We start from the raw sequence: 25,455 nt of genomic DNA on the forward strand, positions 1-25,455 counted from the left end.
CATCAACAAGTTCCCCCGTGGGGGGGCCGCACCCCGTGCCCGGCCCACCACCCGAACATCGGAAGGAGCTGCCATGAGCGCGACCGAGACGAGAACCATCGTCACCGAGAAGCCGTCGAGCCGGGCGCGGCAGCTGGGCGGCGAACGCCGCCCCGAGAAGACATTCACCCGACCGGGGCAGCGGGCCAGGAGCCGCAAGGAGACCGCGGCTGGCTACGCGTTCCTCACCCCCTGGCTGATCGGCTTCTTCGGTCTGACGGCCCTGCCGATGGTGTATTCGCTGTACCTGTCGTTCACGAAGTACAACATCTTCCAGCCGCCGAAATGGATCGGTCTGGACAATTACATCCGGATGTTCACGAAGGACCAGAATTTCATCCAGTCCTCCGAGATCACCCTCGTCTACGTCTTCGTCGGCACCCCGATCACGCTGGCTGCGGCTCTCGGCGTGGCGATGCTGCTGAACTACCGTGACAAGGGCGCCGGCTTCTTCCGCTCCGCCTTCTACGCGCCGTCGCTGATCGGTGGCTCGGTGAGCGTCGCGATCGTCTGGCGGGCGATGTTCTCCTCCGACGGTCCCGTCGACTCCGGACTGCAGCTCTTCGGCATCGACCTGGGGGGGTGGATCGGCGACCCGGCGATGATCCTGCCGATGATGATCTTGTTGCATGTGTGGCAGTTCGGGTCGACGATGGTGATCTTCCTCGCGGGTCTCAAGCAGATCCCGAAGGAGCTGTATGAGGCCGCCGAGATGGACGGTGCGAACGCGTGGCGGCGTTTCCAGGCCGTCACCGTGCCGATGCTGTCGCCGGTGATGTTCTTCAACCTGCTGCTCGGGCTGATCGGAGCGTTCCAGGTGTTCACCTCGGCCTATGTGATCTCGAACGGCACGGGTGGGCCTGCGGGTATGACGAACTTCATCACTGTTTACCTATACAAGCGGGGATTCTCCGACGGCCAGATGGGCTACGCCGCAGCGATCGCCTGGGTGCTGCTCGTCGTCGTCGCGATCATCGCCGCCATCCTCTTCCGCACCCAGCGCTCCTGGGTGCACTACTCGGGAGACGACCGATGACCTCCACCGCACTGATCACCACCGGCGCGCCCGCTCCCCGCAAGCGGATCTCGCGCAAGACCTGGCAGAGCGTGGTGTGGTTCGTCTGCCTGCTCGCGCTCACCGCGGTGGTGCTGTATCCGCTGGTGTGGCTGTTCCTGTCGACGTTCAAACCGAACTCCGAGTTCGGCCAGAACCCCGGTCTGATCCCGAACGCCCCGACCTTCGACAACTATGCGAAGGTCATGGAGGGGATCGCTGGTGTGCCGATGTGGCGGTTCTTCCTGAACTCGTTCATCCTGGCGGTGGCAGCCGTCGTCGGCACGGTGCTCTCATCGGCGCTCGCGGCCTACGCCTTCGCCCGCGTGCAGTTCAAGGGCCTGGGGATCTTCTTCGCCGCGATGATCGGCACGCTGCTGCTGCCGTTCCACGTCGTGATCATCCCGCAGTACATCATCTTCAACAAGCTCGGCTGGATCAATACGTTCATCCCGCTGATCCTGCCGAAGTTCCTCGCGACGAGCGCCTTCTTCGTGTTCCTGCTCGTGCAGTTCATCCGGCAGATGCCGCGCGACATGGACGAGGCGGCCCGCATCGATGGCGCGGGGCACCTGCGGATCTTCTGGTCGATCATCCTCCCGTTGATCAAGCCCGCCCTGATCACGTGCGCGATCTTCGCGTTCATCTGGGAGTGGAACGACTTCCTCGGGCCGCTGCTGTACCTGACGAGCCCGGAGAACTACCCGCTTCCGATCGCGCTGCGACTGTACAACGACGCATCCTCCGGCGGCGCCGACTACGGCGCCACCGTCACCGCATCGTTCGTGGCATTGATCCCGGTGCTGCTGTTCTTCATCGTGTTCCAACGGTTCCTCGTCGACGGCGTCGCCACCCAGGGGCTGAAGGGCTGACGATGTCGGTCTTCAGCGGCGAGCGGCGGGCGGCGCGAGCGGCCGTGCGCGAGGCGCGCTCGGGAGCCGGACCGACGCTCGACGGCGCCGAGCCTGGTCCCCACCCCGGGGCTGCGGCGACTTTCGGGCTCTTCGGAGAGGTGCTCACCACGGGGCTGCTGATGGCTCTCGTGGCCCTGCCTGTGGTCACCCTCCCGATCGCTCTCGCTGCCGGCATCCGGCACCTGAGGCGTTTCGTCTCAGCCGAGGACTCCCGGGCGGCGTTCTTCTGGGTCGATGTGCGCGCGGGGCTCATCCGCTCGCTCGGCGTGGGCGTTCCGGTCGCGCTGATCGCGGCGGCGCTCGCGGTCGACATCGTGCTTGCGAACACGGGGGAGCTCCCCGGAGGTCAGGTCATCGCCGTCGTCGGCTGGGGCGGGCTGCTCGTCCTGGCCGTCGCCCTGCTGATCGCGGCGGGGGAGTGGGAGCCGGAACGCGGATGGCGTGCGGCCATCAGGGCTGTGCCGAGGATCGCCTCGTCCGACGTGGTCGGCGCTCTGTACCTCGCGGCCACAGCGGTGTTCGTCGGCGTCGTGACCTGGATGCTCGTCCCGCTCGTCATCGCGGGGCTCGGATGCGCCGCGCTCGCCGTGGTCGCGGTCCCTGCGCGCCGGGTCCCTGAGCGTCGCATCAGGTAGGACTGCCCGCGCGGTGAGAGTATTGGTGCGGTTTCGGAACAGGGGTGCGCGATGGCTGTGGGGGTGAAAGACGTTGCGGCCGCCGCCGGCGTCTCGGTCGGCACGGTGTCCAACGTGCTCAATCAGCCGGAGCGGGTGTCGGCGCGCACCGCCGAACGTGTGCAGCGCGTCATCCAGGAGCTCGGTTTCGTGCGCAACGACGCCGCCAGGCAACTGCGTGCCGGGCGCAGCCGCAGCATCGGTCTCGTGATCCCCGACATCGGTAACCCCTTCTTCGCGGAGGTCGCCCGCGGCGCGCAGGACAGGGCAGCGGATGCCGGCATGACCGTCCTGCTCGGCAATAGCGACGAGCAGGACCAACGACAGGAGTCGCACCTGGAGCTGTTCCAGGAGCAGCGGGTGAACGGGGTGCTGCTGACTCCGGCATCCGATGATCTCGAGGCCGTGCATCGGTTCGCAGCGGGCGGGATGCCGGTGATCCTCGTCGACCGCGAGGTCGAGCAGGGTCTGCTGCCGTCGGTGTCGGTCGACGACGTCGAGGGAGGGCGGCTCGCGGTCGAGCACCTGCTCTCCTCGGGGCGGCGGCGCATCGCGTACGTCTGCGGCCCGCGTTCGGTGCAGCAGGTCGCCGATCGTCTGACGGGCGCGCAGGCGGCCGTGGACGCGGTGGCGGGAGCCGAGCTCGAGGTCATCGAGCGGCCATCGCTGACCGTGCTGCAGGGGCGTGCCGCCGGTGAGGAGATCGTCGCGCGTGCGGCGGCGTCGCGGCCGGATGCGGTCTTCGCGGCGAACGATCTGCTCGCCGTCGGGCTGCTGCAGGCCTTCAGCTTCGGCTCGGCGGTGCGCGTGCCCGGGGACATCGCGATGGTCGGCTACGACGACATCGACTTCGCCTCCGCCACCGTCGTGCCGCTCAGCTCGGTGCGCCAGCCGGCTCGCCTGCTCGGCTGGACAGGAGTCGACCTGCTCCTCAAGGAGCTCGACGGGGTCGAGCATGACCGGCGCGTGCGGTTCCAGCCGGAGCTCGTCGTGCGGGAGTCGTCGGGGCGCTGAGCCGGGCTCTCCGCGTCGCTCGCACGCTCGATTCGTGACGGTCCATGAGAACCGGTTACACTGGCAGAGTGCATCCGGGCCTGCGGGTCAGGGTGCCTGGAGACGTCGCATAGTCAGGCCTAGTGCACCACCCTGCTAAGGTGGAGTCCCCTCACGGGGACCGAGGGTTCAAATCCCTCCGTCTCCGCGATGCAGTGAGGGACTCCCGCGAAGCGGGGGTCCCTCACTGCATCCTGGGCAGAGTGGGATTTGGGAGGAGGCCGCGAAGCGGCCGACGGCTCCCTCCGTCTCCGCCAAATTTTCCCTGGTCAGAGCCTGTTTTTCCAGGCTCTTCGCCGCCTCCCTCCCCTCGGTCGTCATTCCCAGGAACCCCGGCAGGGGAGTGGGAGGGGAGTGAGTTGAGGCGGCGCAGCGCCTCGCGGTCTTGCTCTTCGCCGAGCACGTGCGCGTAGACCTTCAGCACCGTACGCGGATCATCGCCCAGCCAGGCGGCAACGTGATTGATCGGGATGCCCTGCCGGAGCCACGTCGACGCCGCGTGGTGCCGCAGGGCATGGATCGTGAACCCCCGCGCTGTCGTCGTCCAATCCAGCGCGCGACGGAAGTACGTCCCACGGAGTTGCAGACCTGTCGCGCTCGTCGCCAGGTAGTTATCCGGCCCCTTGCCCGACGCCCACGCACGCGCAATCTCCAAAGCGCGATCAACGAGCGGCACGATTCGCCGCCCGCGCGCCGTCTTCGGTGCCTTCTGTGCGAAGTTGTCCGAGTGGCTGCGAAGCACCCGAAGCGCGGGCATCGGCACTTCCTGAAGGTCGGCCACTTGCAGGGCGCGAAGCTCGCCCCATCGCAGACCGGTGAGGCTCAGGAACTCGGTGACCAACGCATCGCGGGGCGACTTCTCCCGCTGCGCCTGCAAGATCAGCGCGAGCACAGAACTCGTCAGCGGCACCATGTCCACGGCCTCGCTCAGACCTGACGGCATACGCACGCCGCGAACGGGGTTCTTGCTCACCCATCGCTCTCGCACCGCCCAGGTGAAGAGTGCGCTCAGTGTCGTCTTGATCCGCGCCACGGTCGAGTGCGCGCGCCCGTCGAGCAGGTCGGTCAGCAGTGCGAGCACGTCCGCCTCGGTGATCGATCCGATGGAGCGAGCAGAGAACTTCGGCGGGAGCGCGGCCAGGTTGTCGCGGTCAGTGCGCAGCGTGTGCGCGACAACCTGGCCAGCGCGAGCGTCCAGGAACTCGGCTGCCACATCGGAGAGCGCCACACGTGAACGCTGCGGCGAGACGAACCCGCCGTTGCTCAGCGCCTCCTTCTCGCGCCGCTCGTACGCCTCGGCCGCTCGACGCGTTGTGAACGTCCGATCCGCGACGACCTGCCCGCCGACGTGCAGGCGCACACGCCACCGCACGCCCGAGGCGAGTTCGCGCCGCTCGATGCTCATCGCGCATCGCCCTCGGCGTGCTCGTCCCCTTCCGGCAAAGTCGGCGCAGGGATGAGCAAGCGCATCCAGCTGCTCGCGTCAGTCTGCGTGATTCCGATCTGTTCTGTGGCGAGGCTGCTCTCCGATGACCGGACGACATCGACCAGGCATTCGACGTGATCGTGATAGCGGAAGAGTCGAACATCCACGACAAAGTCGCTTCGTTCCGGAAGCGGCATCCGTGGCGGCACCGAGTCGTCTGAGGACGCGACCACCCAGGAACGCCAGTAGGACGCTCCCGTATCGAAGCCGACCGCTACCCGTAGCTGCGCCGCTTCAGCCGGAACAGCGTCGTCACACCCGAACGAATCATGCCAACCCTCAGCAATGGGGTCGTCTGCGCTCATGCTTTCAGCCCCGCCAGCTCACGTACAGCAACAGCGCTGTACACGCGGCGCGTGCCGATCAGCACGGGTTCCACGGGCGGATTCCCCGCCTTCACGAGCCTCCCGAGCGTTGCAGGATGCACGCGAAGGATGCGTGCCGCCTCACGCTCAGAGAGGAACATGCGGCCCTCGGTCTCGTCAATCATCGTTCTCTCCTTCTCCGAGCAGAAGCGCGGCGTGATCCTCCGCGCAGGCAAATAGTTGGCCGTGCGCTCCGAAGCCGACCGGCCTCGACACCATCGGCTCGACACCGCACACGACGCAGGCGAAGCCGTCGCGCTGCCGATCGGTGAGGCCATCCGTTTCCGGTGTCGCCGTCGGCCAGATCGCCCGCCGAAGGGCGTACAGGGCACGCAGCTCGTCGTCGTGTTCTTGCCGGTACTGGCCCGTCAAGCTGCGCACGATTGCCGCCTTCTCAACGCGGGCTATTCTCAGGTTCAGCGCCTCGATGTTCATCGTTCGGCCCCGCTCATCACGACCCGGCGATACTCGCCGTAGTCAACCGCGTCGAATCTGACGATTTGCGGGGCTTCGGCCGGGCGCTCGACGTAGGCGTATCCCGGCGCGAATCCCCGGATGCGCTCGACCGTCTCCTGATCCGCGTCCGGGTGCAGCATCGTCACGGCGTCGCGGTTGTCCACGCGGAGGCTGATCCGAGTGCCGATGTTCGACCGCTCGGAACCCCCGATAATCGAGGCATCCATGCGCTGGGCGAGCAGGAGCACGCGCACGCCGGCCTTTGCGCCTTCCTGGATCAATCTCTGAATGCCGGCTTTCACAACCGGCAGGCGACGCTCGGCCGGTTTCAGCGGGGTATCGGCTGAGCCGAGCGCGGCGACGAGGCCCGGATACTCTTCGAGAACGAAGAACAGCGCGCCGAAGTCGCCGGGCGTCGTCACCTTGTCGCGGCCCTGGGACATGAGCCAGGCCACCCGTCGATCCATCTCGGCGACCGCCGCCGACAGCGCCGACGTGATCGCGTCGAGGTCGGTTAGACCGAGCGCCCGGAACTCGGCCCCCGGATGCTCAGCCCACGGCGCGAGCAGGAGGCCGGTCGGATCGATGCCACCGACGATCGCATCGCCCCGACGGGATGCCGAAGCGTAGCCGCCGAGCAGCCCCATCATGGCCACGCTCTTCCCGCTGCGGCTGGCGCCCTGACAAGCCAGATGAAACGGGTCACCGGGCACGTCAAGCACGAAGTCGCGCCCGCTCGACTCGCGCCCGAGCACAGGAACACCACCGGGAACTTGAACCTGCCAGCCGTTCACGCGACCCGTTGCCAGCGGATCGACCGCCGCCGAAGCATCCCAGCGGACGACAACGCGGCCGGGCGTCGGGCGCTTCACGGTCACATGGTCGGGAGGCATCCCGATGCGACCTGCCGCCGCATGAGCGCGCTTCAGAATGTCATCGTCCGTTGCCGAAGCGGTCTGCTGCTCGACGGTGAGGCGAGCAGAGGTCTTCGTCTTCACGAACTCGACCGCTGGCAGCCACCGCCGACGCTTGCGCTGGAAGGCCACGCTCTCGACCTCGTTGGGCAGCTTCGCGACGATGCCGAGATCTCGCGCGAAGCAGTAGCCGTTCCAGCGGCGAAGCCACCGGCTGCGGCGACGCCGGTATCTCTGCACGTCAGCCCACACCGGCGCATAGGTGCGCAGCATCGGCAGCCAGATCGCGGCGAGAGCCAAAGCAGCCGCCACAAAGACGACGAGCCAGAAGCCGACTGCACCGCTACGACCAGGCAACGCAGACGCGATGCCGAGCACAACGAGCCACGCCACGGTGACGAGGGCCGCCCACGACCAGCGGGCGGCCCTTCCGAGAATCGCGGTGACCATCGGTTACGCCTTCAACTCGACGATGCCCGCTGCTCTGAACCACAGCCCTGCCGAGGGCGCAGAACCGTCGTTGCCGGCCACCTGGTAGAAGTCCACCTGAAGATCGCGGAACTTCGCCTGCATGGGCGTGAACGTCGGCTCCTGTGGTGACGCCACGGTGACGGTGCGAAGCTGCGGCTTCGATCCGTCGTCGGGCTGGTGGAGTGCGACACACGACCAGAGCGGCACGCCGTCGCGCACCTTCTGCTCGCCTGTGAGCCGGTCGGCCAGCTTGGGGCCGACGCTGATGAGCCGGATGTCCTCGTGATCGCTGATAGCGAGCATGACCCGACCCCCTTACGGCTTCCACGTCTTCGCGACGAGGCGAAGGACGGCCAGCACGTACGGAGCCGTCACCCAGCGCCCACCGAGCACCTTGCGGAACCAGCGCGCGAGCTCGCGCATATTTGCCTCGGCGTAGTCCTCGACTCCGAGGCGGAACTCGTCGCGCGTGTTCGCAGCCGCCCAGGGCTTCGCCAGCACGGCGGGGTGCGACCGGTCAGCCAGCACCAGCGCCGCAGCGTCTTCGTGTTTCATCTGTGTCTCCTTGCGTTGATCGATGCATATGCCAACAAGCATTGCAAGATCAGGCTAGACTCACCGGCGGCATTATGCAAGGTATGTTGGCAAGAAGTCAGGGTAAGGCTCTATGTTTCGGCATTGCACGCTAGGAAAGTTGGCTAGATGCCAGGTATCCTGGTCGGATGTCGCCCAAGACCTTGCCCAACCCTTACGAGTCGCATCCCGATCGCTCGACCTTCGCCCTACAGGACGTGCAGACTCCGGCTGACCTCGCCGAGCTGCTGGACGTGGCAGCAGCTGGATACGCTCGCGCAGCTGCGCAGGCCCGGCGTGGGCAACTCTCAATCGATGACCTTCTTCAGTACCTGGGCGAGGCGTTCCCGGCGGCAGAGCACTCCCGGCAGTTGGCAGGAGAGCTTGCGATGGAGCGGTACGGACGCACACAGCGTCAAGTTGCCAACCTCCTCAAGGTCAGCCACAACACCCCCTACCGCTGGCGACACAACCCGCTACGCCGCGACGCCGCGAACCCTTCCTGATCCGGAACTACTGCGATGGCGGAGGTGGCTTGCGCAGCCCCTCACCGCCACGCCGACACATCCGGCGCACCCCTCGGAATCAACTCCGTCACCTCCACATGCAGCACATTGCTCAGTGCCACAAGTGTGTAGAGCGACGGGTTCGCAGCCACGTCGGGCCGTGACAGCCCCTTCTCCAGCTGGGCATACGTTGCCCTGGTGATGCCCGCAGCAGCAGCCAGCTGCTCTTGGCTCAAGCCCGCAGCCACCCGTTGACGATGAAGCGCTAGCCCAAGCTCGCGTACGTACGGTGCCCACTCTGGGGGTGGTACGCGCTTGGCCATACATCCACGCTGAACGCTGCCGCTTGCCCGCGTGAAGATAATTTATGCATAATGAAGCATGTCTGATCTATCTTCAGGCTTGCTTTGCACCTGCTGGCAACCTGCTGAGTCTCCTGAGCGGCTCGGTAGTGCGCACCAACCCGACACCCGAGGGGGTTCTATGTCCCATCAGCCTGACGCCACGAAACCAAGACATGCCAGTCGAAGGCGACGGCACCGACGATCGCTGGGTCGCCAGGGAGCGACAGTCACGGCGATACTGCTCACCTTCGGCCTGATCTTCGGCGGCGGAAGTGTCGCGCTTGCTCAGGATTCGACGCTTGAGCAGGATGAGCAGTCTGCCGAGCTCGAATCTGGTTGGACTCCCGCCTCCACCCTCACCCTCGAGCCGGTCTGTGGATACGTTGAGCTTCCTACCGTGGCGATCAACTTCAACTACGACACCGCTGACGGTGAACAGATCAATGACGTCTCCATCGACGGTGGCCCGACTCCAGGAGATGCCATGGTGCAACTCCTGCCCGGGACCTACCAGTACTCCTATGTCGTCGTGAACCTCGACACCAACGAGACCGCCACGATCGATGGCGGCACCCTCACGGTGCCATCCTGCGAGGAGCCTGTTGAGCCCACTCCGACGCCAACACCATCTGAGTCGGGCTCGGCCCTGAGCGGCACTGTTTCACCCGGCATCGTCGCGCCGAATGGCACCCTCACGGTGACGGCAGCTGGCTTCGAAGCGAACGAGAGCATCGAAATCTGGCTTCACTCCACGCCCGTTCTGCTGCACAGTGGCACTACATCGGCAGACGGCACCGTCAGCCAAACCGTCACCATCCCGACAGACACCGTCATCGATGCTCACCAGATCGAGATTCGTGGGGCTACGTCGGGCTCGGTCTTCCTGAACCTGACGGTTGTCGAGCCGACGGCTGTTGACACGCTCGCCGCCACAGGGCTCAACGACGGCTCCGTCTGGATGCTCGGAGGAGCTGGGGCGCTACTGGTGACCCTCGGCGTCCTGCTCTACCGCCGCACCCGAACCACCGTCTGATCGCAACCTCAACAAAACCTCGCCCGGCGCGGACACCCGTCCGTGCCGGGCGAGGTTTTCTTGTGTAACGAAACGCCTCGACTCAGCAGTCGCCTCTGTTCATCCTCATTCCGCCGCCCGCTGCTTCCAGTCGCAGCATTCGCTCCAGCGCGCCCACAATCCGCCTGGTGCTCTCCAGGCTTAGCCGGAAGTTCCGCTCACGGTCGTCGCCAATGCCGAACAGAATGAACACCTCAACCTGGCCGACCCTCTGCTCAAGACGAACATCGAACTCCTCAGCAACAACGAGATGGTGAAGCATTCCACTGCCGGAGACGATGCGTAGCTCGACAACCGGCACGCAGTCTCCCTCGCTCTCGTGCCATCGGTCATCGACATGATCCTGTGCTCCGTGGTCAGCAACGCACCAAGGTGGGCAGTCGTCTCTGTTGGAGTCCTGCTGGTCGTTGTTCCCCTGCTCCATGCTCGATCCGTTCTCTCTGTCTCCCCCAATGGGAAACGGGAGCGGGGAGCGTAGCGGGCGTCAAGGCATTCGGTTCTTCCTATGATGTGCACATGGACGCACTCGCATCTGCGCTGGCACCTCTCGTCGTTCCACTCGTGGGCCTGGTCGGCGTGGGTGCTGGTGCGGCTCTCTCGGCGTTGCTTGCCCGGCGTAACGACGTGCATCGGTCAGTTCGTGAGCTGAGAAGGCAAGTTTACTTTGAGGCACTCGACATGGCCTTTGCTCTATACGAGCACATGCAGACGTTTGCTCGAAATGCACCGAAGGGCGGCGAATCAAAGAAGGCTGATAAGGCTGCTGCCAAAGCGCTCCAGGCCGGGATCAAAGTATATGAAAAGTTTCCACGAGTCGAGGCTTGAGTCTCAATTGTTGGCACGCGCGAAGTAATCGAAGCAACAAACTATTTTCGTGAATCTACGGATCGGTTCATGGGTCGAATGAATGAACAAATCGGCGAGGATAAGGTGTTTCGGGTCGCGTCTGCCCGTCGATATTCTCTCGACTATGCACAAGCGCTCCAGGGGTTGTCGGAAGCAGCTCGTCACGACCTTGGTCTCGCTGCTATCGAGGGCGACCTGCCTATCGTCCGGGAACTTAAGGGGGTCTTCGGACATTCGGTGGGGGTGGGGCGCGCCGGGTGATGGTTGGCGGGTAGGGGTCGAGGTCCCCGAGGATCAGAAGTGCTTACTGCCTGATCGACTCCGAGGACCTCGACGTGTTTCACCCTACTTCGGGGTGCGCTGACGCGCGCTCTGCCTTCTGCCCGTGTTCCCGCTGCGACCTTCTGCTCGGCCTTGATGGCGTCCATGTCGAGGATGTCGACCGTTGTGACGGCCTGCTGGTCGTCACGGTCTCGAGCCCGGCGGCGCCGACCGGATGCCCTTCGTGCGGCGTGGTCGCTGTCGGTCGCGGCCGTCGAAGACGCGTTCTTCACGATGTGCCCGGCGCGGGCCGGGTTCGGATCGTGTGGCGGCAGCGGGTGTGGCGGTGCGTCGACGAGCAGTGCCCGCGGAAGGCGTTCGTGGAGCAGATCCCGACACTGGTCGCCGCGCGCGGGTCGATCACGAAACGAGCGATCGCGTGGGCGCTTGGGCAGCTGCGCCGTGAGCACGCGACGATCCAGGGCCTGGCTCGCCAGCTCGGTACGTCGTGGAAGACGGTGTGGCGGGCCGTCGAGCCCGAACTCGTGAAACTCGCGGCCGACGAGTCCCGGTTCGAGAACGTCACCACCCTCGGTGTCGACGAGCACATCTGGCATCACGTCGACCCGCGCAAACGCGGGCCGAAGGAGCTGACCGGGATGGTCGACCTCAGCCGCGACGAGCACGGGAAGACGCGGGCGAGGCTGCTCGACCTCGTGCCTGGCCGGTCCGGGAAAGCCTACGCGGGCTGGCTCGACGAGCGCGGCGACGCGTTCCGTCGACGGGTGCAGGTCGCGGCATTGGATCCGTTCGCCGGCTACAAGACCGCGATCGATGACAAGCTCGAAGACGCCACCGCCGTGCTCGACGCGTTCCATGTCGTGAAGCTCGGCACCGCCGCCGTCGACGAGGTGCGTCGCCGCGTCCAGCAGGACACCCTCGGGCACCGCGGACGCAAAGGGGACCCGCTGTTCGGGATCCAGACCATCCTCCGCGCCGGAGCGGAGAACCTCACCGAGAAACAGCGGACGCGGCTGGTCGCGGCGATCGAAGCCGACCAAGCCCACGACGAGGTGTTCGTCGCGTGGCAGCGCGCCCAGCAGCTGCGCTCCGCCTACCACCAGAAAGACCTCGCCGAGGGGCGGCGGATCGCCGAAAAGGTCGTCGACTCGTTCTCCTCCTGCCCGATCCCCGAGATCGCGCGCCTGGACGCACCCTCCGCCGCTGGCGCGACGCGTTCCTGGCGTACTTCACCACCGGCCGCGCGAACAACGGCGGCACCGAAGCCGTGAACGGGATCATCGAACTCCACCGCCGCCTCGCCAGAGGGTTCCGCAACCGGCACAACTACCGGCTCCGCATGCTCCTCGCTGCCGGCGGCCTCACCCCATAACCCCCACCGGATGTCCGAAGAGCCGGCAAACTCGACAGGCGGACAATACCTAGACTCAGCGGTAGTTATCAAGTCAACGACGAGACTCACTAAAGATGCCCGCGAAACGCCCTCGGCGCCTCAACTGAGAATGCCCTCGAAACGGTGACCGTGGTGGCATGGGATGTGAGCTGTCGATGGCAACGCGGGTGGAGATCACGTCGAATACGCGACCGCCGGCTGGGTCGACTGGTACAACCACCGCAGGCTTCACGGTAGCCCCGGAATGGTCAGCCCCGACGAATACGAGGCGACCTACTACGCGACCCTCACCAGAGAGACGCAACCCGCATAGAAGCGGCAAAGAACCTGGGACGGTTCACCCCAGTCGAGACAAGGATCTCAGCCCCATACAAACGATCCACGCGCTCACTCGCGCGTTCACTCCAGCAGCGGCCCCAGCGCGGCGACGAACGGTGCCAGTTGCTCGGTCATGTGCACGTCCAGGTCGGCCGTCGGCTCCTCCTGCGACGCCCACTGCGTTGTCACGGCGACCACCACGGCCATCAATGCCTCGACAACGTGCGTCACTCTCTCAGGCGCCGTGTGCGGCAGTCGGGCCCGGCCGTACTCGACGAGCAGATCGATGATCTCCCTGGTGCGCAACGCGACGTCGGTGCGGCGCTCGTCGTCGTCGCGCACGATGCGCCAGCGGAGCACCAGCGCGTCGCGCTCCTGCCGAGTGAATCGCACCGCCGCCGCGACACCTTCCGCCATCGCTTCGACGACGGGCCTGCCCTCGCTGTGCTCGAGTGCTTGCCGCAGCCGGGTGAAGCTGGCATCGAACTCGTCGGCAATGAGGTCGCTCTTGGCCGGGAAGTAGTGGAACAGCGTGGTGCGGCTGATCCCGGCGGCCTCGGCGATCTGCTGCAGCGAGGTCGCCGCGTACCCCTGGCGCAAGAACAGGGCGCGGGCGATGTCGCGGATCTCGTCGTGGGTGGTCTCTCGCGGCCGCCCTCGTCCTCGTTTGGTCACGGTCTTTTTCTCATCAACATCTGATTAAGTGAACACTGATGAGATATTCTGTCAGAAAGACCGGTCGATGTGGAAAGCCCGATGTCGACGGCCACAGGAAGGACTCCACCATGCCGATCACGACCCTCGACCCGGCGACAGCGCTGATCGTCGTCGACCTGCAGAAGGGCACCACCGCCGCGCAGATGACGCCTCCCGTCGACGGGGTGATCGGCAATGCCGCCCGTCTCGCTGACGCGTTCCGGCAGCGGGGCCTCCCCGTCGTGCTCGCCCGGTTCGATCCGGCGCAGGCGCCGATCGGCCGCGTCGAGCGCGGAGGGCGACTGCCCGAGATCCCGGCGGAGTTCACCGAGTCCCTCCCCGAGCTCCCGCCGGCATCCGGCGACCTCGTCGTCACGAGGGGATCGTGGAGCGCCTTCGCGGGAACGGATGTGCACGATCGGCTCGCGGCGAAGGGCATCACGCAGGTGGTGCTGACCGGCGTCGCGACGAGCTTCGGCGTCGAGTCCACCGCTCGGGCCGCCTATGACCTTGGCTACAACGTCGTTATCGCCACCGATGCGGTCGCCGACCGCATCCCCGACTCGCATCACCGTGCGATTGATGGCGTGTTCCGCATCCTCGGCGAGACCGGAACGACCGACGACATCCTTGCGCTGCTCGCCGGCTGACTCGCCCACCACCCACACCCCAAGGAGAGAACCGTGAAGTCCGTACACATCACCGCACCCGACACCACCGCGTGGGTCGAGGTCGACACCCCGGTTCCAGGACCTGCCGATGTCCTGCTGAAGATCAAGGCGTGCGGCATCTGCGGCTCCGACGCGATGTACACCCACAACGGCGGCATCCCGCCGCGGATCGGCGCGACCCCGCTCGGGCACGAGCCCGCTGCAGAGGTCGTCGAGGTCGGCGCGGGTGTGCAGGACATCGAGGTCGGCGACCACGTCGTCATCGACACGATGGCCTTCACCGACGGGCTGCTCGGCTCCGGCGGCGCCCAGGGCGCCCTCTCCGAGTACGTGGTCGTGAAGGACGCGCAGCTCGGACGACAGCTGAAGGTCATCCCCAAGGACGTCCCGTGGGAGGTCGCCGCGCTGAACGAGCCGATGGCGGTCGCCTACCACGCCGTGAACCGCACGAACCCGCAGCCCGGCGCGAAGGTCGTCGTCTTCGGCGCAGGTCCCATCGGCCTCGGCGCCGTGCTCGGCTACCGGCGCCGCGGCGCCTCTCACATCGTCGTGGTCGACATCCTTCCTGCCCGACTGGAGAAGGCGCTGCAGGTCGGTGCGGATGCCGTCATCAACTCCGCCGAGGAGGACATCGCGGCCCGCCTGATCGAGCTGCACGGAGACGGTGCGACCGTGTTCAACCGTGGGGCGCGCGCTGGTACCGACATCTACCTCGACGCGGCGGGTGCGCCCAGCATCCCGCCGACCGTCGCCGGTATCGCCAAGCAGGGCGCGACCCTCGGTATCGTGGCCGTGCACAAGCGCCCCGTCGAGCTCGACTTCGGCGGCATCCTCACTTCAGAGCTCACGATCGTCTGGTCGATGGGCTACCCGACGGAGATCTTCGAGGTCACCGACGACATCGTCGAGAACTGGGAGAAGTACGCCGTCATCATCAGCGACCGCCTCCCCTTCGACCGCGCCCTCGACGCGCTCGAGCTCGCGAAGACTCCTGGCGCCGCCGATAAGGTCGTCGTGACGTTCTGACCTCCGCTGCTCACCGATCCGTGATCGGCTCGGTGAGCAGCGGCACCCGCGAGAACACCTCGCGGAACACATCTCTGAGCTCAGCGGTGTCGTCGGACGCCCACTCCTGCCAGGTGACCTCGTACGCGGCGAGGGCCGTTGCGGCGAGCACCCGCGCGGACAGCACATCGGCTCCCTGCTCGACGATCGCCGCCACGAGGCTCTGCTCCTGGGCGCGCCGCTTCTCCGTGAGGTGGGCGCGCAGGGAGGGCGTCTGCACGATCATGCGCGTCCGGGCTCGAAGACGCACGGGGTCGCCGTCGATGCTCGCGATGCCTTCTTCGAACACGGTTGTGAGCAGCTCCCAGGCGCTCGCGGCGTCGGCGAGCGCCTGGGAGCGCTCGCGCAGGAGTGCGCCGAAATCCACTCCGCCCGACTGCACGGACAGGACGACGGCCTCCTCCTTCGACCCGAAATACCGGAAGAAGGTCGCCCTCGAGATCCCCGCTTCGCGAGCCGCGTCGTCGACCGTGGTCTGATCGAATCCGTGCTCTGCGAACACCTGCACAGCGATCTCGGCGATCTCCGCCCGCATGAGGTCCTTGGTGCGCTCGCGGACGGTCGTTGTCATGAGTCGGAGTCTACCAAGTGATAGCATGAATCAATGCTGAGACTGAGTATCAAGAGGGGGCTTCCGGCATGACTCCGCGGGATCTGACCCGGATGCCGAGCCCGGGGCTCGTCACTGCGGTTCTCGCCTTCGCGGGCATGAGCGCGTCGTTCATGCAGACGATCCTGATCCCGATTCAGGGGGAACTGCCCGAGCTGCTGGGCGCCAGCCGGGAAGACACCGCCTGGGCCGTCACGATCACCCTGTTGGTATCGGCCATCTGCACGCCCATCTCCGGTCGCCTCGGCGACATGTTCGGGAAGCGGCGCGTCGCACTCGTGCTGCTCGCAGCCCTCGTCGCCGGTGCGGTGACAGCCGCGCTCTCGACCACCGTGACCTCGCTGATCATCGGTCGCGGTCTGCAGGGCCTCGGCATGGGGGTCATCCCGCTCGGCATCTCGATCCTCCGGGACACGCTCCACAAGGAGCGCCTGGGCTCTGCCATCGCCCTCGTCTCCGCGACCCTCGGCGTCGGCGGGGCGCTCGGGCTGCCGCTCTCCGCCTTCGTCACCGAGCACTTCGACTGGCACGTGCTGTTCTGGGTGGCCGCAGCGCTCGGGACGGTCTGCTTCGCTCTGGTTCTGCTGGTCATTCCCGTTTCCACGCTGCGCAACCCCGGCCGGATCGATTACGTCGGATCGGTAGGGCTCGCAGTCGGCCTCGCGGGCGTGCTGCTCGGCATCTCCCGCGGCAATGAGTGGGGATGGACCTCGATCCCCACCATCGGCCTGCTCGCCGGCGGTGTCATCGTGCTCCTCGTCTGGGGAGGGTACGAGCTTCGCATCCCCAGCCCGCTGGTCGATCTGCGCGTCTCTGCGCGAGGGCCGGTGCTGCTCACCAACCTCGCCTCCGTCGCAATGGGGTTCGCGCTGTTCAGCTCCAACATCGCCTTTCCGCAGTTGCTCGAACTGCCGGAAGAGGTCGGCGGGTTCGGCCTCGGACTTCTTCCCGCGAGCCTCATGCTGATGCCCTCGGGCCTTGCCATGCTCGCGATGTCGCCGATCGCCGGGCGCATCGAACGCCGCAGCGGCCCCAAGCCGCTGTTCGTCGCGGGTGCGGCGATCATCGCTGCCACCTATCTCGCGGCGGTGCTCCTTCCGCTGCCGGCCTGGGGGATCCTCGTCATCAACGTCTTCGTCGGCATCGGCATCGGCCTCGGCTACGCGGCGATGCCGACCCTCATCATGAGGGCGGTCCCCGCTGCCGAGACGGGGGCTGCGAACGGGCTGAACACGCTCATGCGCTCGCTCGGCACGGCCGTCGCCGCCGCTGCTATCGCGGCGGTGCTGGCGCAGTCGGCCGTAGACGTCGACGGAGTCTCGCTCCCGACGGCGGACGGCTTCCAGCTCGCCTTGATCCTGGGACTCGCGGCCGCCGTCGTGTGCACCGTGCTGGCGCTGCTCATTCCCCAGCCGAGGGGCGGAGTGGAGGGACGACCGTCCCTTCCTGCCGACTGACGTCCCATGCGCCGGGTTCGGCGGGCCGTCGAGAGCTCCGTGGATCCCCCGAAGCGATCGGTGCGACGATCCCTGCGCTGAGGAAGGCGATGAGGTCGGCGATGAGCACTTCCAGCTTCACCGGAAGGTGCTCGCGCTTCTGCTGTGCGGACTGATAACGGGCGAGGGTCTGCACCGCGCTCGTGAGTGCGACCTGCCAGCGCTCGTCGAGCACCTCATCCGGTACGTCGGGGACGAGTCGGCTGAGGAGGGTGCGCAGCGCAAGCACCGAGGCGCCGGCGTGGACATGCACACGACCGAGGCCTTCGTACCCGCCTTCTTCCACGACGAGACGGGACAGGAATGCCAGGTAGTGGTTGTTCTCCTGAAGGTGGATCGCGAGGGGCCAGATGAACGCGTTCAGCACGTCGGGGACGGTAGGGCGGCCATCGTCGAGCATCAGCTGGGCCACCAGGTCGGCGCGGCTCGCCTCGCTCTCGTCGCCGCGGTATTCCATGAGCGCCCGCACGAGTTCGTCGCGGTCGCCGAAGTGGTACTGCACGGCGGCATGGTTACGCTGCCCTGCGGCGATCCCGATGTCTCGAAGCGGCGCGGCGGCGACGCCGTGCTCCGCGAAGATCCGCTCAGCAGCGGTCAGGATCCGACGCCGGGTGGCCTCTCCGCGGACGTTGCGGCGCTCGCCGCCCGATCGCGGACCGCTGCGGGGACGTGCGATCGATTCCGTCGAAGATTCAGCCACCCTTAAGAATTTAGCCGAATGCTGGCCGTGAGCGGAGCGAACGCGGTACCTGTCGCGTATACGCTGCCGAAGAGCTCGGCGCCGGCGGCGGTGAGGAGCGGGACGAGCGCATCGTCAGCGGCTGCCTCGGCCGACGGGTTCATGGTCGCGATCACGAGCCTGCCGTCGCCTCCGGCAGGGGAGATGCTCAGGGAGCCGGAATCGCCCGAGAGCAGCAGCCACGGATCGCGCAGATCCACGTCGAGATAGCCGCCATGGGCGGTGAAGCGCACCGAGCCGCTGAATCGGAGATCCAGCTGGCCGTCATCCCGCGAGGCGCTCGCGAGCGGCCAGGTGAAAGCGCCGTCCGCCGCTTCAGCCGCACCGTCGTCGAGCTGCGTGGTGCCGGCGGCGATCACGCGCACGTACCGGATGAACGAGTCCTTCACCGCCCAGCGCAACTCGCCGCCACTGGTCACGGCGAGTGCTCCGGTGGGAATCCGGTCATGCCCGGCTCGAGCTGCAGTCCGAGCGCGTTGAACGCCGTGCAGTGCATGTCGTAGGTGCCGATCGTGAACACGAAGTCGATGAGCTGCTGACGGTCGAACTGCGCGCCGAGCTCGGCCCAGGTGCCGTCGTCGATGCGCTTGTCGAGGCAGAATCCGTCGACGGCTCGGACGATCGCCGCCTCTTCGGCCGTCCAGACCGGCGAGTCGGGGCCGACGGAGAGCGCGTCGATCTGCGCGTCGGTGAGATAACCGCCGGCCCTGCTCATCCGCACGTGCTGGGCCCATTCGTACTCACCGTGTCCGAGCCACGTGGTGCGGATGATCACCATCTCCCGCACGGCGTCGGAGAGCGTGGAGTGGCGCAGATGGTTGGAGAACGGCATCCATCCTTTGATGAAATTCGGATGCCAGGCGTAAATGCCGAGGATGTTCGACTGCGGGCGCGAGGTCGCGCCGGGCGGAGGGGCCATGCCGGCAGGGGCGTGGGCGGCGAGCACCGAGAAGGCGTCGTCGACCTCCTCGTCCCAGTTGTCGGTCGGGCGGGGCGGAACGCGTGGTGTGGTGGTCATGGCGTCAACCGATGAAGGATCCGCCGTTGACGCTGAGCGTCTGGCCGGTGACGTAGGAGGCCTCATCGGACACGAGGTAGGAGACCGCTGCCGCGATGTCCTCGCCGGTGCCGACTCGGCCGACCGGGATGTACTTCGCCATGTCCTCGGCGGAGGGGATCGTGCCGGCGGCGCGCTTCTTCTGCACGCTCGGCGTGTCGATCGACGAGGGCACCACGGTGTTCACGGTGATGCCCTGCTTGGCGAACTCCACCGCGAGCGCCTTGGTGAGCGCGAGCTGCCCGCCCTTCGATGCCGCGTAGTGCGCCATTCTCGGGGCGCCGCGCTGCGCGCTGGAGGAGGAGATGAGCACGACGCGACCCCACCCCGCCTCGACCAGGTCCGGCAAACCGGACTGCACGGTGTTGAACGTCCCGGTGAGGTTGATCGCGATCGCGCGGTCCCACTCCTCCTGGGTCATCTCGAGGAAGGGCCGCTGAGGTGCGATGGCTGCGTTGGCGACGAGGACCGAAATGGGGCCGAGCTCCGCGCGGGCGGACGCCAGTGCTGCGTCGACAGCTGCACGGTCGCTCACATCAGCGCGGTATCCGATGGCGGTGCCGCCGTTCGCCGAGATCTCCGCTGCGGCCTTCTCAGCGCTGCCCTCGCTGCTGCTGAGCACGACGACGCGGAAGCCGTCGCCGACCAGTCGTTCGGCGATCGAGTACCCGATCCCCGCCGATCCACCGGTGACCACCGCGACGCGGCCGGCCCCCGTCATCGCTGCCCTCGCCGTGGGAATCGGTTAGCATTCGGCCTAGTCATCGCAGTCCGTCCTCAGTTCTTCTCGGTCGCGGGACGCTACTGCGCCCGGACGGTTGACTCGCTGACAACGGCTTGTCCGCGCACGAACTCAGGTGCACTACCGTTGTGCATAACGGAACGGATGTTCCGTTGCATCGCGATGTCAAGAATGTCGGCAGCGATCATGAATGTCAAGTGAGAAAGTGGGTCAGGATGGGCAAGGCATCGAGCGCAGCGGATGCTGACACGACGGAGGAGAGCCGTCGTCGGCAGCCGCTGGCGCGGGGGATCGAACTGCTCACCCTCATGGTGGACAGCCAGCAGGAGACGCACGGCGTGCGAGAGCTGGCCGGGCGTCTCGAGGTGAGTCCGAGCACGGTGCACCGCCTCATCACCGACCTCGAGAAGCTCGGACTGGTCGGACGCACGCCAACGGGGTCGTATCGCCTCGGACTGGAGTTCCTGCGACTGGCCTGGACCACGACCGCTCGTTATCCGCTCCACGAGGTCTCCACCGACACCCTGCGCGAGCTCATGGAGCAGACCGGCGAGTCCGCGTTCTTCTGCGTGTACAGCGAGCCACGCCGCCAGATGATGTTCACGCTCGCGATCGAGTCCTCGCATCCGCTGCGCTACACCCTTCCGCTGCAGCAGTGGCTCCCGCTGCACGCCGGCGCCAGCGGGCTGGCGATCCTCGCGTACGCGCCCGCGGACATCCAGCAGGAGATCTCCCACGGAGCCCTCGATCCGCTTACCGAGCGCACGCTGACCGACGCCCCGAGCCTGCTCGCCCGCCTCGCTACCGTTCGCGAGGAGGGGTTCGCGATCACGCACGGCGAACGGATCGAGGGGGCCATCGCGATCGCCGCTCCCGTGTTCGGGGTATCCGGCGTGATCGGATCGATCGGGATCAGCCTCCCCGAGGGCCGCTTCAACGCCGCGAAATCGTCCCTGATGGCGGGCACCGTCCGCGATGCCGCGCAGCGCCTGTCTGGTTACCTGAGGGGATCGAGGGACCCCCACTCGAACGCGTCGCGCTGAGTCGACGCCCGCCGGATTCGGGACCGGCCCGTTCCGCGTTCCACTCGGGGTGGATTCGCGCTGCCCCGACCTCGCAGCGATGTCCTGTTGACAGTGGGCGATCGGGGGCGGGATACTCTTGGTGTTGCGTTGTAGAGGTTGCCTGTTCCGTTCAGTGAATGTGCTCAGCGGCCCGCACACCGACTGCGGAACCGTGCTGATGTTCCGCAAGGCCGCACCTGACGAAGAAGTAAGGAACTCGGATCTTGAACGCACCCGGACGTCACGTCGTCATCGTCGGCGCATCCCTCGCCGGCACCAAGACCGCGCAGGGTCTGCGCGCCGTCGGTTTCGACGGTTCGATCACGCTGATCGGTGCCGAGGAGGAGCTGCCATACGATCGCCCCCCGCTGTCGAAGGACCTGCTGAAGACCGGATGGTCCGAGGACTTCGCCGGCAGCGTGCGGCTCGCGACCGAGGAGGAGCTGCGCGATCTGGGCGTCGATGTGCTGCTCGGCAACGCCGCGACCTCTCTCGACACCGGGGCCAAGACGGTGCGGCTGACCGATGGGGCGGAGATCGCCTACGACCTCCTGGTCATCGCGACCGGGGCTGCGGCCCGCCCTTCGCCGTGGCGGCCGGAGTCCGGCGTGTACCAGTTGCGCACTCTCGAGGACGCGAAGTCGATCGCCGACCGCCTCGAGCGCGGCGGCTCCCTCGTGGTGGTCGGGGGCGGCTTCATCGGCACCGAGATCGCGGCTGCAGCATGCTCTCGGGGATGCGAGGTCATCGTTGTCGATCCCATCCCGGAGCCGATGACGCGTCTCGTCGGCCCCGAAGTCGCGGGAAGCCTCGTCGAGCTGCACCGACGCAACGGGGCGCAGACCCGTTTCGGAGTCGGTGTGGTCGATATCGAAGGCGCAGAGGGCGATCTGACGATCACGCTCGCCGACGGCGAGACGCTGCACGCCGACGCCGTGGTCGTCGGCATCGGCTCCGTGCCGCACACCGACTGGCTGGACGGTTCCTCCCTCACCGTCGACAACGGCGTTGTGACCGATGGGTTCCTGCGCGCGGTCGGCGTCGACGATGTCTATGCGCTCGGCGATGTCGCCCGCTGGCCGCATCCCGGCCGGGGCGCGCTCGTCCGTGCCGAGCACTGGACGAATGCCGGCGACCAGGCGCGCTACCTTGCGGAGGCCATCGTGAACGGCACGGATTCGCCGTACGCGCCCACCGACTACGTGTGGTCGGATCAGTACGACTGGAAGGTGCACGCGGTCGGCTGGCGCGATCCTGAGGGCACCTCGATCGTCCTCGGGAGCCTGGACGAGGACGGCAGGGTCGCCGTCGTGCATGCGGATGCAGAGGGGAACGCCTGCGGCGCGGTGACGGTGAACTGGGTGCGCGCGCTCAATCACTTGCGACGGTTGCTCGCCGCCGGAGGCACCGCCGAGGAGATCGTCGAACAGCTCCGCCAGCGCGCCTGAGCGTGCTCTCGCCGGCTCGGCGTCGCGTCCCGTCACGGCCGAGGAAGGATGTGCGATGACGCATTCGCGCCCCAGGATCGTGCTGCTGTTCGCCGCACTGAGCCTCGTCACGCTGCTGACCTCGCTGTCGCAGCATCTGTTCGTGCCTGCGCTGCCGGTGATCGCCGCCGAGCTCGATGGGCTGGAGCAGATGTCCTGGGTGATCGTCGCCTTCATCCTGGCCTCGATCCCGACGATGCCGATCTTCGGGAAGCTCAGCGATGTCTTCGGCCGACGGGCTCTGATCGTCATCGGAATCGCCATCTTCACGGCAGGCTCCTTGGCCGGTGCGCTCGCCCCCACCATGGAGTGGCTCATCTTCGCCCGGGTGCTCCAGGGTGCCGGCAGCGGTGCCCTCGTGATCCTTCCGCAGGCGGCCGTGGCCGACGTTGTCCCCGCCCGTCAGCGCGGACTCTACGCCGGAATCCTGAGCACCGTATTCGCCGCAGCCTCCATTGCGGGTCCCTTCGTCGGGGGCCTGCTCGCGCAGGGACCCGGCTGGCGATGGGGCTTCTGGCTCAACGTCCCGCTGGGCGTGATCGCTCTCCTCAGCACTGCCTTCCTGCTGCGCCTGCCGAAGCCGGAACGCTCAGGGCGAGTGCGCATCGACTACGCAGGGATGGCGCTCATCTCCGTCGCCACCACCGCCCTCGCACTCGTAACCACCTGGGGCGGTGCGGCCTACGAATGGACCTCGCCGCAGATCGTCGGGATCGCCGCCGTGGGGCTGGGCGCCGCTATCGCCCTCCCCTTCGTCGAGCGTCGCGCCGCTCAGCCGGTGCTGCCCCTGACGTTGTTCCGCGACGCCGACTTCGTGTTCACGAGCGTCGCGGCGATCGGCCTCGCGATGGCGATGTTCGCCTTCCTCGGCTACCTGCCGACCTTCGCGCAGATGACACTGGGCGCGCGCCCTGCGGATGCCGGGCTCGTGATGATCCCGATGGCCGTCGGTACCCTGCTCGGTTCCACAGCCAGCGGTCAGATCGTCGCGCGCACCGGCCGGTACAAGCTCGTGCTCATCGTCGCCGCCGTCATCGTCGCCGCAGGCGCCGGTCTCATGGCGGCGACAGTGCACGACTCCGCCATCTGGGTCATCGCCGCGGCAGGCGGCATCGTCGGGTTCGGCATCGGCAGCTCCTTCGGCAACATCGTCCTCGCCGTGCAGAACGCCTTCCCGCACGCCATCGTCGGAGTGGCGACCGCTGCGACCAGCCTGTTCCGGCAGATCGGCGGGATGTTCGGCACATCGCTCGTCGGCGCGATGTTCGTCAGAGGGCTGAGCGAGCGGCTCGTCGAGCGCCTGCCCGAAGGGCAGTTGGCCGACATCGGCACCTCACCCGCCCCCGACGTCGTGCACGCCTTGCCCGACGGCGTGCAGGACGTCGTGATCGGCGCGTTCACCGACGCCATGCTGCCGGTCTACCTGTTGATGACGATCGTCGCGCTGGTCGCGGCGGGGGTGCTCGGATTCATCCGCCCGCGCGCACTGGCGGAGGCGATCGAATGAGTGCGGCCGAGGAGAAGAAGTCCGAACCAACCGGCGATCGAGGGGCGCGCGGCGCGAGCCTTGCCCTGCTGTTCGTCTCACTGAGCCTGGTCACCCTGCTCTCGCAGTTGAACACCACGGTCTTCACGCCCGCGTTGCCGGTGCTCGTCGCCGACCTCGACGGGCTCGACGAGATGCCCTGGGTCATCGCCGCCTACATGCTCGCCTCGATCCCGACCATGCCCGTCTACGGCAAGCTCAGCGACCTCTTCGGCCGCAGACCCCTGTTGATCGTGTCGATCGCCGCGTTCGTCGCAGGCTCGACGATGGGGGCTCTCGCGCCGGACATGGGGTGGCTCATCGCCGGGCGGATCGTGCAGGGCATCGGCAGCGGGGGGCTCACGGTGCTGCCTGCTGCGGCGATGGCCGACATCCTGCCGGCCAGGCGACGAGGGTTCTACGCCGGCATCCTCATGGCCGTCTCCACACTGGCATCCTTGCTCGGGCCCTTCGTCGGCGGAGTCCTTGCGCAGGGGCCAGGCTGGCGCTGGACGTTCTGGATCAACGTGATATTGGGCGCTGTCGCGGCGATCGGCGTCCTCGTGCTGTTGAAGATCCCCCGTCCTCGCCGTACAGAGGCGGTGCGGATCGATGTGGCTGGGATGGCGCTCATATCCATCGCGACGACCTCGCTCGCCCTCATCACGATCTGGGGCGGCATCCAATACCCCTGGACCTCCCCGATGATTCTGGGACTGATCGGCCTTGGCGTCGCCGCTGTTGTGGCGTTCGCGATCGTTGAAGGGCGTGTGGCGAGCCCCATTATGCCGGTGCGGCTGTTTCGCGACCGCAATTTCGTGCTCACCAGCATCGCCTCCGTCGGCATCGGTATGCAGATGTTCGCCACGATCGCCTACCTGCCCACCTTCCTGCAGATGACCTTCAGTCTGTCGCCTGCCGAAGCCGGCCTGATGATGATCCCCATGTCCGGAGGCACGCTGCTTTCCGGCACTCTCACCGGGCAGCTCGTCGCGCGCACCGGACGCTACAAGCTCTATCCGATCATCGGAACGCTGCTCATCGCGGTGGGAATGGGAGGGCTCTCGCTGCTGACCCCACAGAGCTCACTCCTGTGGGTCGGCGGCTCTGTGGCACTCATCGGGTTGGGGCTGGGGAGCTGCTTCCAGAACCTCATTCTCATCGTGCAGAACTCTTTCGAGCACGCGATCGTCGGCGTCGCGACCGCAGGCTCGAGTCTGTTCCGGCAGATCGGCGGGATGTTCGGGACGTCGCTCGTCGGCACGATCTTCATCGGCGGGCTATCCGCGCTGCTCGCCGAGAGGCTGCCCGCAGATGCCCTCGACGCTCTCGGCGCCTCGCCGAGCCCCGAGGCCGTCCGCGCGCTCCCGGAGGGCCTGCGGACGCTGGTGGTCGACAGCTACAACGACGCTCTGACGCCCGTGTACCTGCTCATGGTGCCGATCGTGCTCGCCGCGACCGTCGCGCTCTCGTTCGTGAAGGCGAAACCGCTGGCTGAGACGATCGCCTGAGCGAGCGGTCGATCGTTTCCGAGGTTCCCTAA

At 66.9% G+C, this 25,455-nt stretch carries 29 protein-coding genes, 1 tRNA gene and 2 pseudogenes; 17 read left to right on the forward strand and 15 right to left on the reverse strand.

What is annotated here, in order from left to right:
* Positions 1-73 precede the first annotated feature (73 nt).
* From QM568_RS06910 to QM568_RS06930, 5 genes are all read left to right on the forward strand, one after another.
* Positions 74-1,075 carry a carbohydrate ABC transporter permease gene (locus QM568_RS06910; protein WP_415137171.1) on the forward strand — a complete coding sequence of 334 codons (1,002 nt, stop codon included), beginning with the start codon at positions 74-76 and terminating at the stop codon, positions 1,073-1,075.
* Complete coding sequence (locus QM568_RS06915; protein WP_415137173.1) at positions 1,072-1,965, forward strand: carbohydrate ABC transporter permease; 894 nt, start codon at positions 1,072-1,074, stop codon at positions 1,963-1,965. The genes QM568_RS06910 and QM568_RS06915 overlap by 4 nt, the downstream gene beginning before the upstream one ends.
* A 2-nt stretch (positions 1,966-1,967) precedes the next feature.
* Entirely contained in the window at positions 1,968-2,642 is a 675-nt protein-coding gene (locus tag QM568_RS06920; RefSeq protein ID WP_415137175.1) for a hypothetical protein, read from the forward strand.
* 51 nt (positions 2,643-2,693) lie between these two features.
* Positions 2,694-3,695: a LacI family DNA-binding transcriptional regulator gene (locus tag QM568_RS06925; protein WP_415137177.1), complete on the forward strand. Its 1,002-nt coding sequence runs from the start codon at positions 2,694-2,696 to the stop codon at positions 3,693-3,695.
* 98 nt (positions 3,696-3,793) lie between these two features.
* A tRNA-Ser gene (locus QM568_RS06930) sits at positions 3,794-3,882 on the forward strand.
* 36 nt (positions 3,883-3,918) lie between these two features.
* Here QM568_RS06930 and QM568_RS06935 read toward each other — a convergent pair.
* Genes QM568_RS06935 through QM568_RS06965 form a run of 7 tightly spaced genes read right to left on the reverse strand, consistent with a single transcriptional unit; the run spans position 3,919 to position 7,981 of the window.
* Entirely contained in the window at positions 3,919-5,139 is a 1,221-nt protein-coding gene (locus QM568_RS06935) for a tyrosine-type recombinase/integrase (protein WP_415137179.1), read from the reverse strand.
* On the reverse strand, positions 5,136-5,525 hold the full coding sequence (locus QM568_RS06940) for a hypothetical protein (RefSeq protein ID WP_415137181.1): 390 nt from the start codon (positions 5,523-5,525) through the stop codon (positions 5,136-5,138). The genes QM568_RS06935 and QM568_RS06940 overlap by 4 nt, the downstream gene beginning before the upstream one ends.
* Positions 5,522-5,710 carry a hypothetical protein gene (locus tag QM568_RS06945; protein ID WP_415137183.1) on the reverse strand — a complete coding sequence of 63 codons (189 nt, stop codon included), beginning with the start codon at positions 5,708-5,710 and terminating at the stop codon, positions 5,522-5,524. Before QM568_RS06945 ends, QM568_RS06940 begins: the two co-directional genes overlap by 4 nt.
* Positions 5,703-6,020 (reverse strand): hypothetical protein, encoded by a 318-nt coding sequence (locus tag QM568_RS06950; RefSeq protein WP_415137185.1) that lies wholly within the window; start codon positions 6,018-6,020, stop codon positions 5,703-5,705. Before QM568_RS06950 ends, QM568_RS06945 begins: the two co-directional genes overlap by 8 nt.
* Entirely contained in the window at positions 6,017-7,405 is a 1,389-nt protein-coding gene (locus QM568_RS06955; protein WP_415137187.1) for an FtsK/SpoIIIE domain-containing protein, read from the reverse strand. Before QM568_RS06955 ends, QM568_RS06950 begins: the two co-directional genes overlap by 4 nt.
* 3 nt (positions 7,406-7,408) lie before the next feature.
* Positions 7,409-7,729, reverse strand: coding sequence for a hypothetical protein (locus tag QM568_RS06960; RefSeq protein WP_415137189.1), 321 nt, complete (start codon positions 7,727-7,729; stop codon positions 7,409-7,411).
* A 12-nt stretch (positions 7,730-7,741) separates the two neighbouring features.
* Complete coding sequence (locus QM568_RS06965; RefSeq protein WP_415137191.1) at positions 7,742-7,981, reverse strand: hypothetical protein; 240 nt, start codon at positions 7,979-7,981, stop codon at positions 7,742-7,744.
* Between the two features lie 167 nt (positions 7,982-8,148).
* Here QM568_RS06965 and QM568_RS06970 point away from each other — a divergent pair, with 167 nt between their 5' ends.
* On the forward strand, positions 8,149-8,505 hold the full coding sequence (locus QM568_RS06970; RefSeq protein WP_415137193.1) for a hypothetical protein: 357 nt from the start codon (positions 8,149-8,151) through the stop codon (positions 8,503-8,505).
* A gap of 41 nt (positions 8,506-8,546) precedes the next feature.
* On the opposite strand, the gene QM568_RS06975 is transcribed toward QM568_RS06970, so the two are convergent.
* Entirely contained in the window at positions 8,547-8,828 is a 282-nt protein-coding gene (locus QM568_RS06975) for a helix-turn-helix transcriptional regulator (RefSeq protein ID WP_415137195.1), read from the reverse strand.
* A gap of 160 nt (positions 8,829-8,988) precedes the next feature.
* Between QM568_RS06975 and QM568_RS06980 the strand changes: the two genes are divergently transcribed.
* Entirely contained in the window at positions 8,989-9,882 is an 894-nt protein-coding gene (locus QM568_RS06980; RefSeq protein WP_415137197.1) for a hypothetical protein, read from the forward strand.
* A gap of 82 nt (positions 9,883-9,964) precedes the next feature.
* Here QM568_RS06980 and QM568_RS06985 read toward each other — a convergent pair whose 3' ends face one another.
* Positions 9,965-10,345 carry a DUF6907 domain-containing protein gene (locus tag QM568_RS06985; RefSeq protein WP_415137199.1) on the reverse strand — a complete coding sequence of 127 codons (381 nt, stop codon included), beginning with the start codon at positions 10,343-10,345 and terminating at the stop codon, positions 9,965-9,967.
* A 92-nt stretch (positions 10,346-10,437) separates the two neighbouring features.
* Between QM568_RS06985 and QM568_RS06990 the strand changes: the two genes are divergently transcribed.
* From QM568_RS06990 to QM568_RS07000, 3 genes and pseudogenes are all read left to right on the forward strand, one after another.
* Positions 10,438-10,746 carry a hypothetical protein gene (locus tag QM568_RS06990; protein WP_415137201.1) on the forward strand — a complete coding sequence of 103 codons (309 nt, stop codon included), beginning with the start codon at positions 10,438-10,440 and terminating at the stop codon, positions 10,744-10,746.
* 425 nt (positions 10,747-11,171) lie between these two features.
* Positions 11,172-12,421: pseudogene (locus QM568_RS06995) on the forward strand (ISL3 family transposase).
* Between the two features lie 199 nt (positions 12,422-12,620).
* Positions 12,621-12,755, forward strand: a pseudogene (locus QM568_RS07000) (IS3 family transposase); the annotation flags it as partial.
* An 86-nt stretch (positions 12,756-12,841) separates the two neighbouring features.
* Here the strand turns inward: QM568_RS07000 and QM568_RS07005 are convergent.
* A complete protein-coding gene (locus QM568_RS07005; RefSeq protein WP_415137203.1) occupies positions 12,842-13,435 on the reverse strand; it encodes a TetR/AcrR family transcriptional regulator in 594 nt (197 codons plus the stop codon).
* Positions 13,436-13,545: 110 nt separating this feature from the next.
* Between QM568_RS07005 and QM568_RS07010 the strand changes: the two genes are divergently transcribed.
* Both QM568_RS07010 and QM568_RS07015 read left to right on the forward strand, forming a co-directional pair.
* Complete coding sequence (locus tag QM568_RS07010; RefSeq protein ID WP_415137205.1) at positions 13,546-14,106, forward strand: isochorismatase family cysteine hydrolase; 561 nt, start codon at positions 13,546-13,548, stop codon at positions 14,104-14,106.
* Between the two features lie 33 nt (positions 14,107-14,139).
* Positions 14,140-15,153 carry a zinc-dependent alcohol dehydrogenase gene (locus QM568_RS07015; RefSeq protein ID WP_415137207.1) on the forward strand — a complete coding sequence of 338 codons (1,014 nt, stop codon included), beginning with the start codon at positions 14,140-14,142 and terminating at the stop codon, positions 15,151-15,153.
* A gap of 10 nt (positions 15,154-15,163) precedes the next feature.
* Here the strand turns inward: QM568_RS07015 and QM568_RS07020 are convergent, their stop codons facing one another.
* A complete protein-coding gene (locus tag QM568_RS07020; protein WP_415137209.1) occupies positions 15,164-15,763 on the reverse strand; it encodes a TetR family transcriptional regulator in 600 nt (199 codons plus the stop codon).
* Positions 15,764-15,855: 92 nt separating this feature from the next.
* Between QM568_RS07020 and QM568_RS07025 the strand changes: the two genes are divergently transcribed.
* Complete coding sequence (locus QM568_RS07025) at positions 15,856-17,259, forward strand: MFS transporter (protein ID WP_415137273.1); 1,404 nt, start codon at positions 15,856-15,858, stop codon at positions 17,257-17,259.
* Here the strand turns inward: QM568_RS07025 and QM568_RS07030 are convergent.
* From QM568_RS07030 to QM568_RS07045, 4 genes are read right to left on the reverse strand one after another with little or no spacing between them, the layout of a single operon-like run.
* Positions 17,204-17,998 carry a TetR/AcrR family transcriptional regulator gene (locus QM568_RS07030; RefSeq protein WP_415137211.1) on the reverse strand — a complete coding sequence of 265 codons (795 nt, stop codon included), beginning with the start codon at positions 17,996-17,998 and terminating at the stop codon, positions 17,204-17,206. The two genes, QM568_RS07025 and QM568_RS07030, sit on opposite strands and share 56 nt — an antisense overlap.
* A gap of 2 nt (positions 17,999-18,000) precedes the next feature.
* Positions 18,001-18,456 carry an HtaA domain-containing protein gene (locus tag QM568_RS07035; protein WP_415137213.1) on the reverse strand — a complete coding sequence of 152 codons (456 nt, stop codon included), beginning with the start codon at positions 18,454-18,456 and terminating at the stop codon, positions 18,001-18,003.
* Entirely contained in the window at positions 18,453-19,055 is a 603-nt protein-coding gene (locus tag QM568_RS07040; protein ID WP_415137215.1) for a carboxymuconolactone decarboxylase family protein, read from the reverse strand. The genes QM568_RS07035 and QM568_RS07040 overlap by 4 nt, the downstream gene beginning before the upstream one ends.
* Before the next feature lie 4 nt (positions 19,056-19,059).
* A complete protein-coding gene (locus tag QM568_RS07045) occupies positions 19,060-19,815 on the reverse strand; it encodes an SDR family NAD(P)-dependent oxidoreductase (protein WP_415137217.1) in 756 nt (251 codons plus the stop codon).
* 218 nt (positions 19,816-20,033) lie between these two features.
* Between QM568_RS07045 and QM568_RS07050 the strand changes: the two genes are divergently transcribed.
* The 4 genes from QM568_RS07050 (at position 20,034) to QM568_RS07065 (ending at position 25,423) form a co-directional block, all read left to right on the forward strand.
* On the forward strand, positions 20,034-20,879 hold the full coding sequence (locus QM568_RS07050) for an IclR family transcriptional regulator (RefSeq protein ID WP_415137219.1): 846 nt from the start codon (positions 20,034-20,036) through the stop codon (positions 20,877-20,879).
* Positions 20,880-21,124: 245 nt separating this feature from the next.
* Positions 21,125-22,348, forward strand: coding sequence for an NAD(P)/FAD-dependent oxidoreductase (locus QM568_RS07055; RefSeq protein WP_415137221.1), 1,224 nt, complete (start codon positions 21,125-21,127; stop codon positions 22,346-22,348).
* On the forward strand, positions 22,275-23,894 hold the full coding sequence (locus tag QM568_RS07060; RefSeq protein ID WP_415137275.1) for an MFS transporter: 1,620 nt from the start codon (positions 22,275-22,277) through the stop codon (positions 23,892-23,894). Before QM568_RS07055 ends, QM568_RS07060 begins: the two co-directional genes overlap by 74 nt.
* Positions 23,891-25,423 (forward strand): MDR family MFS transporter, encoded by a 1,533-nt coding sequence (locus QM568_RS07065; RefSeq protein WP_415137223.1) that lies wholly within the window; start codon positions 23,891-23,893, stop codon positions 25,421-25,423. Before QM568_RS07060 ends, QM568_RS07065 begins: the two co-directional genes overlap by 4 nt.
* Positions 25,424-25,455: the final 32 nt, after the last annotated feature.

Source organism: Microbacterium sp., from assembly GCF_047607465.1.
GTDB lineage: Bacteria > Actinomycetota > Actinomycetes > Actinomycetales > Microbacteriaceae > Microbacterium.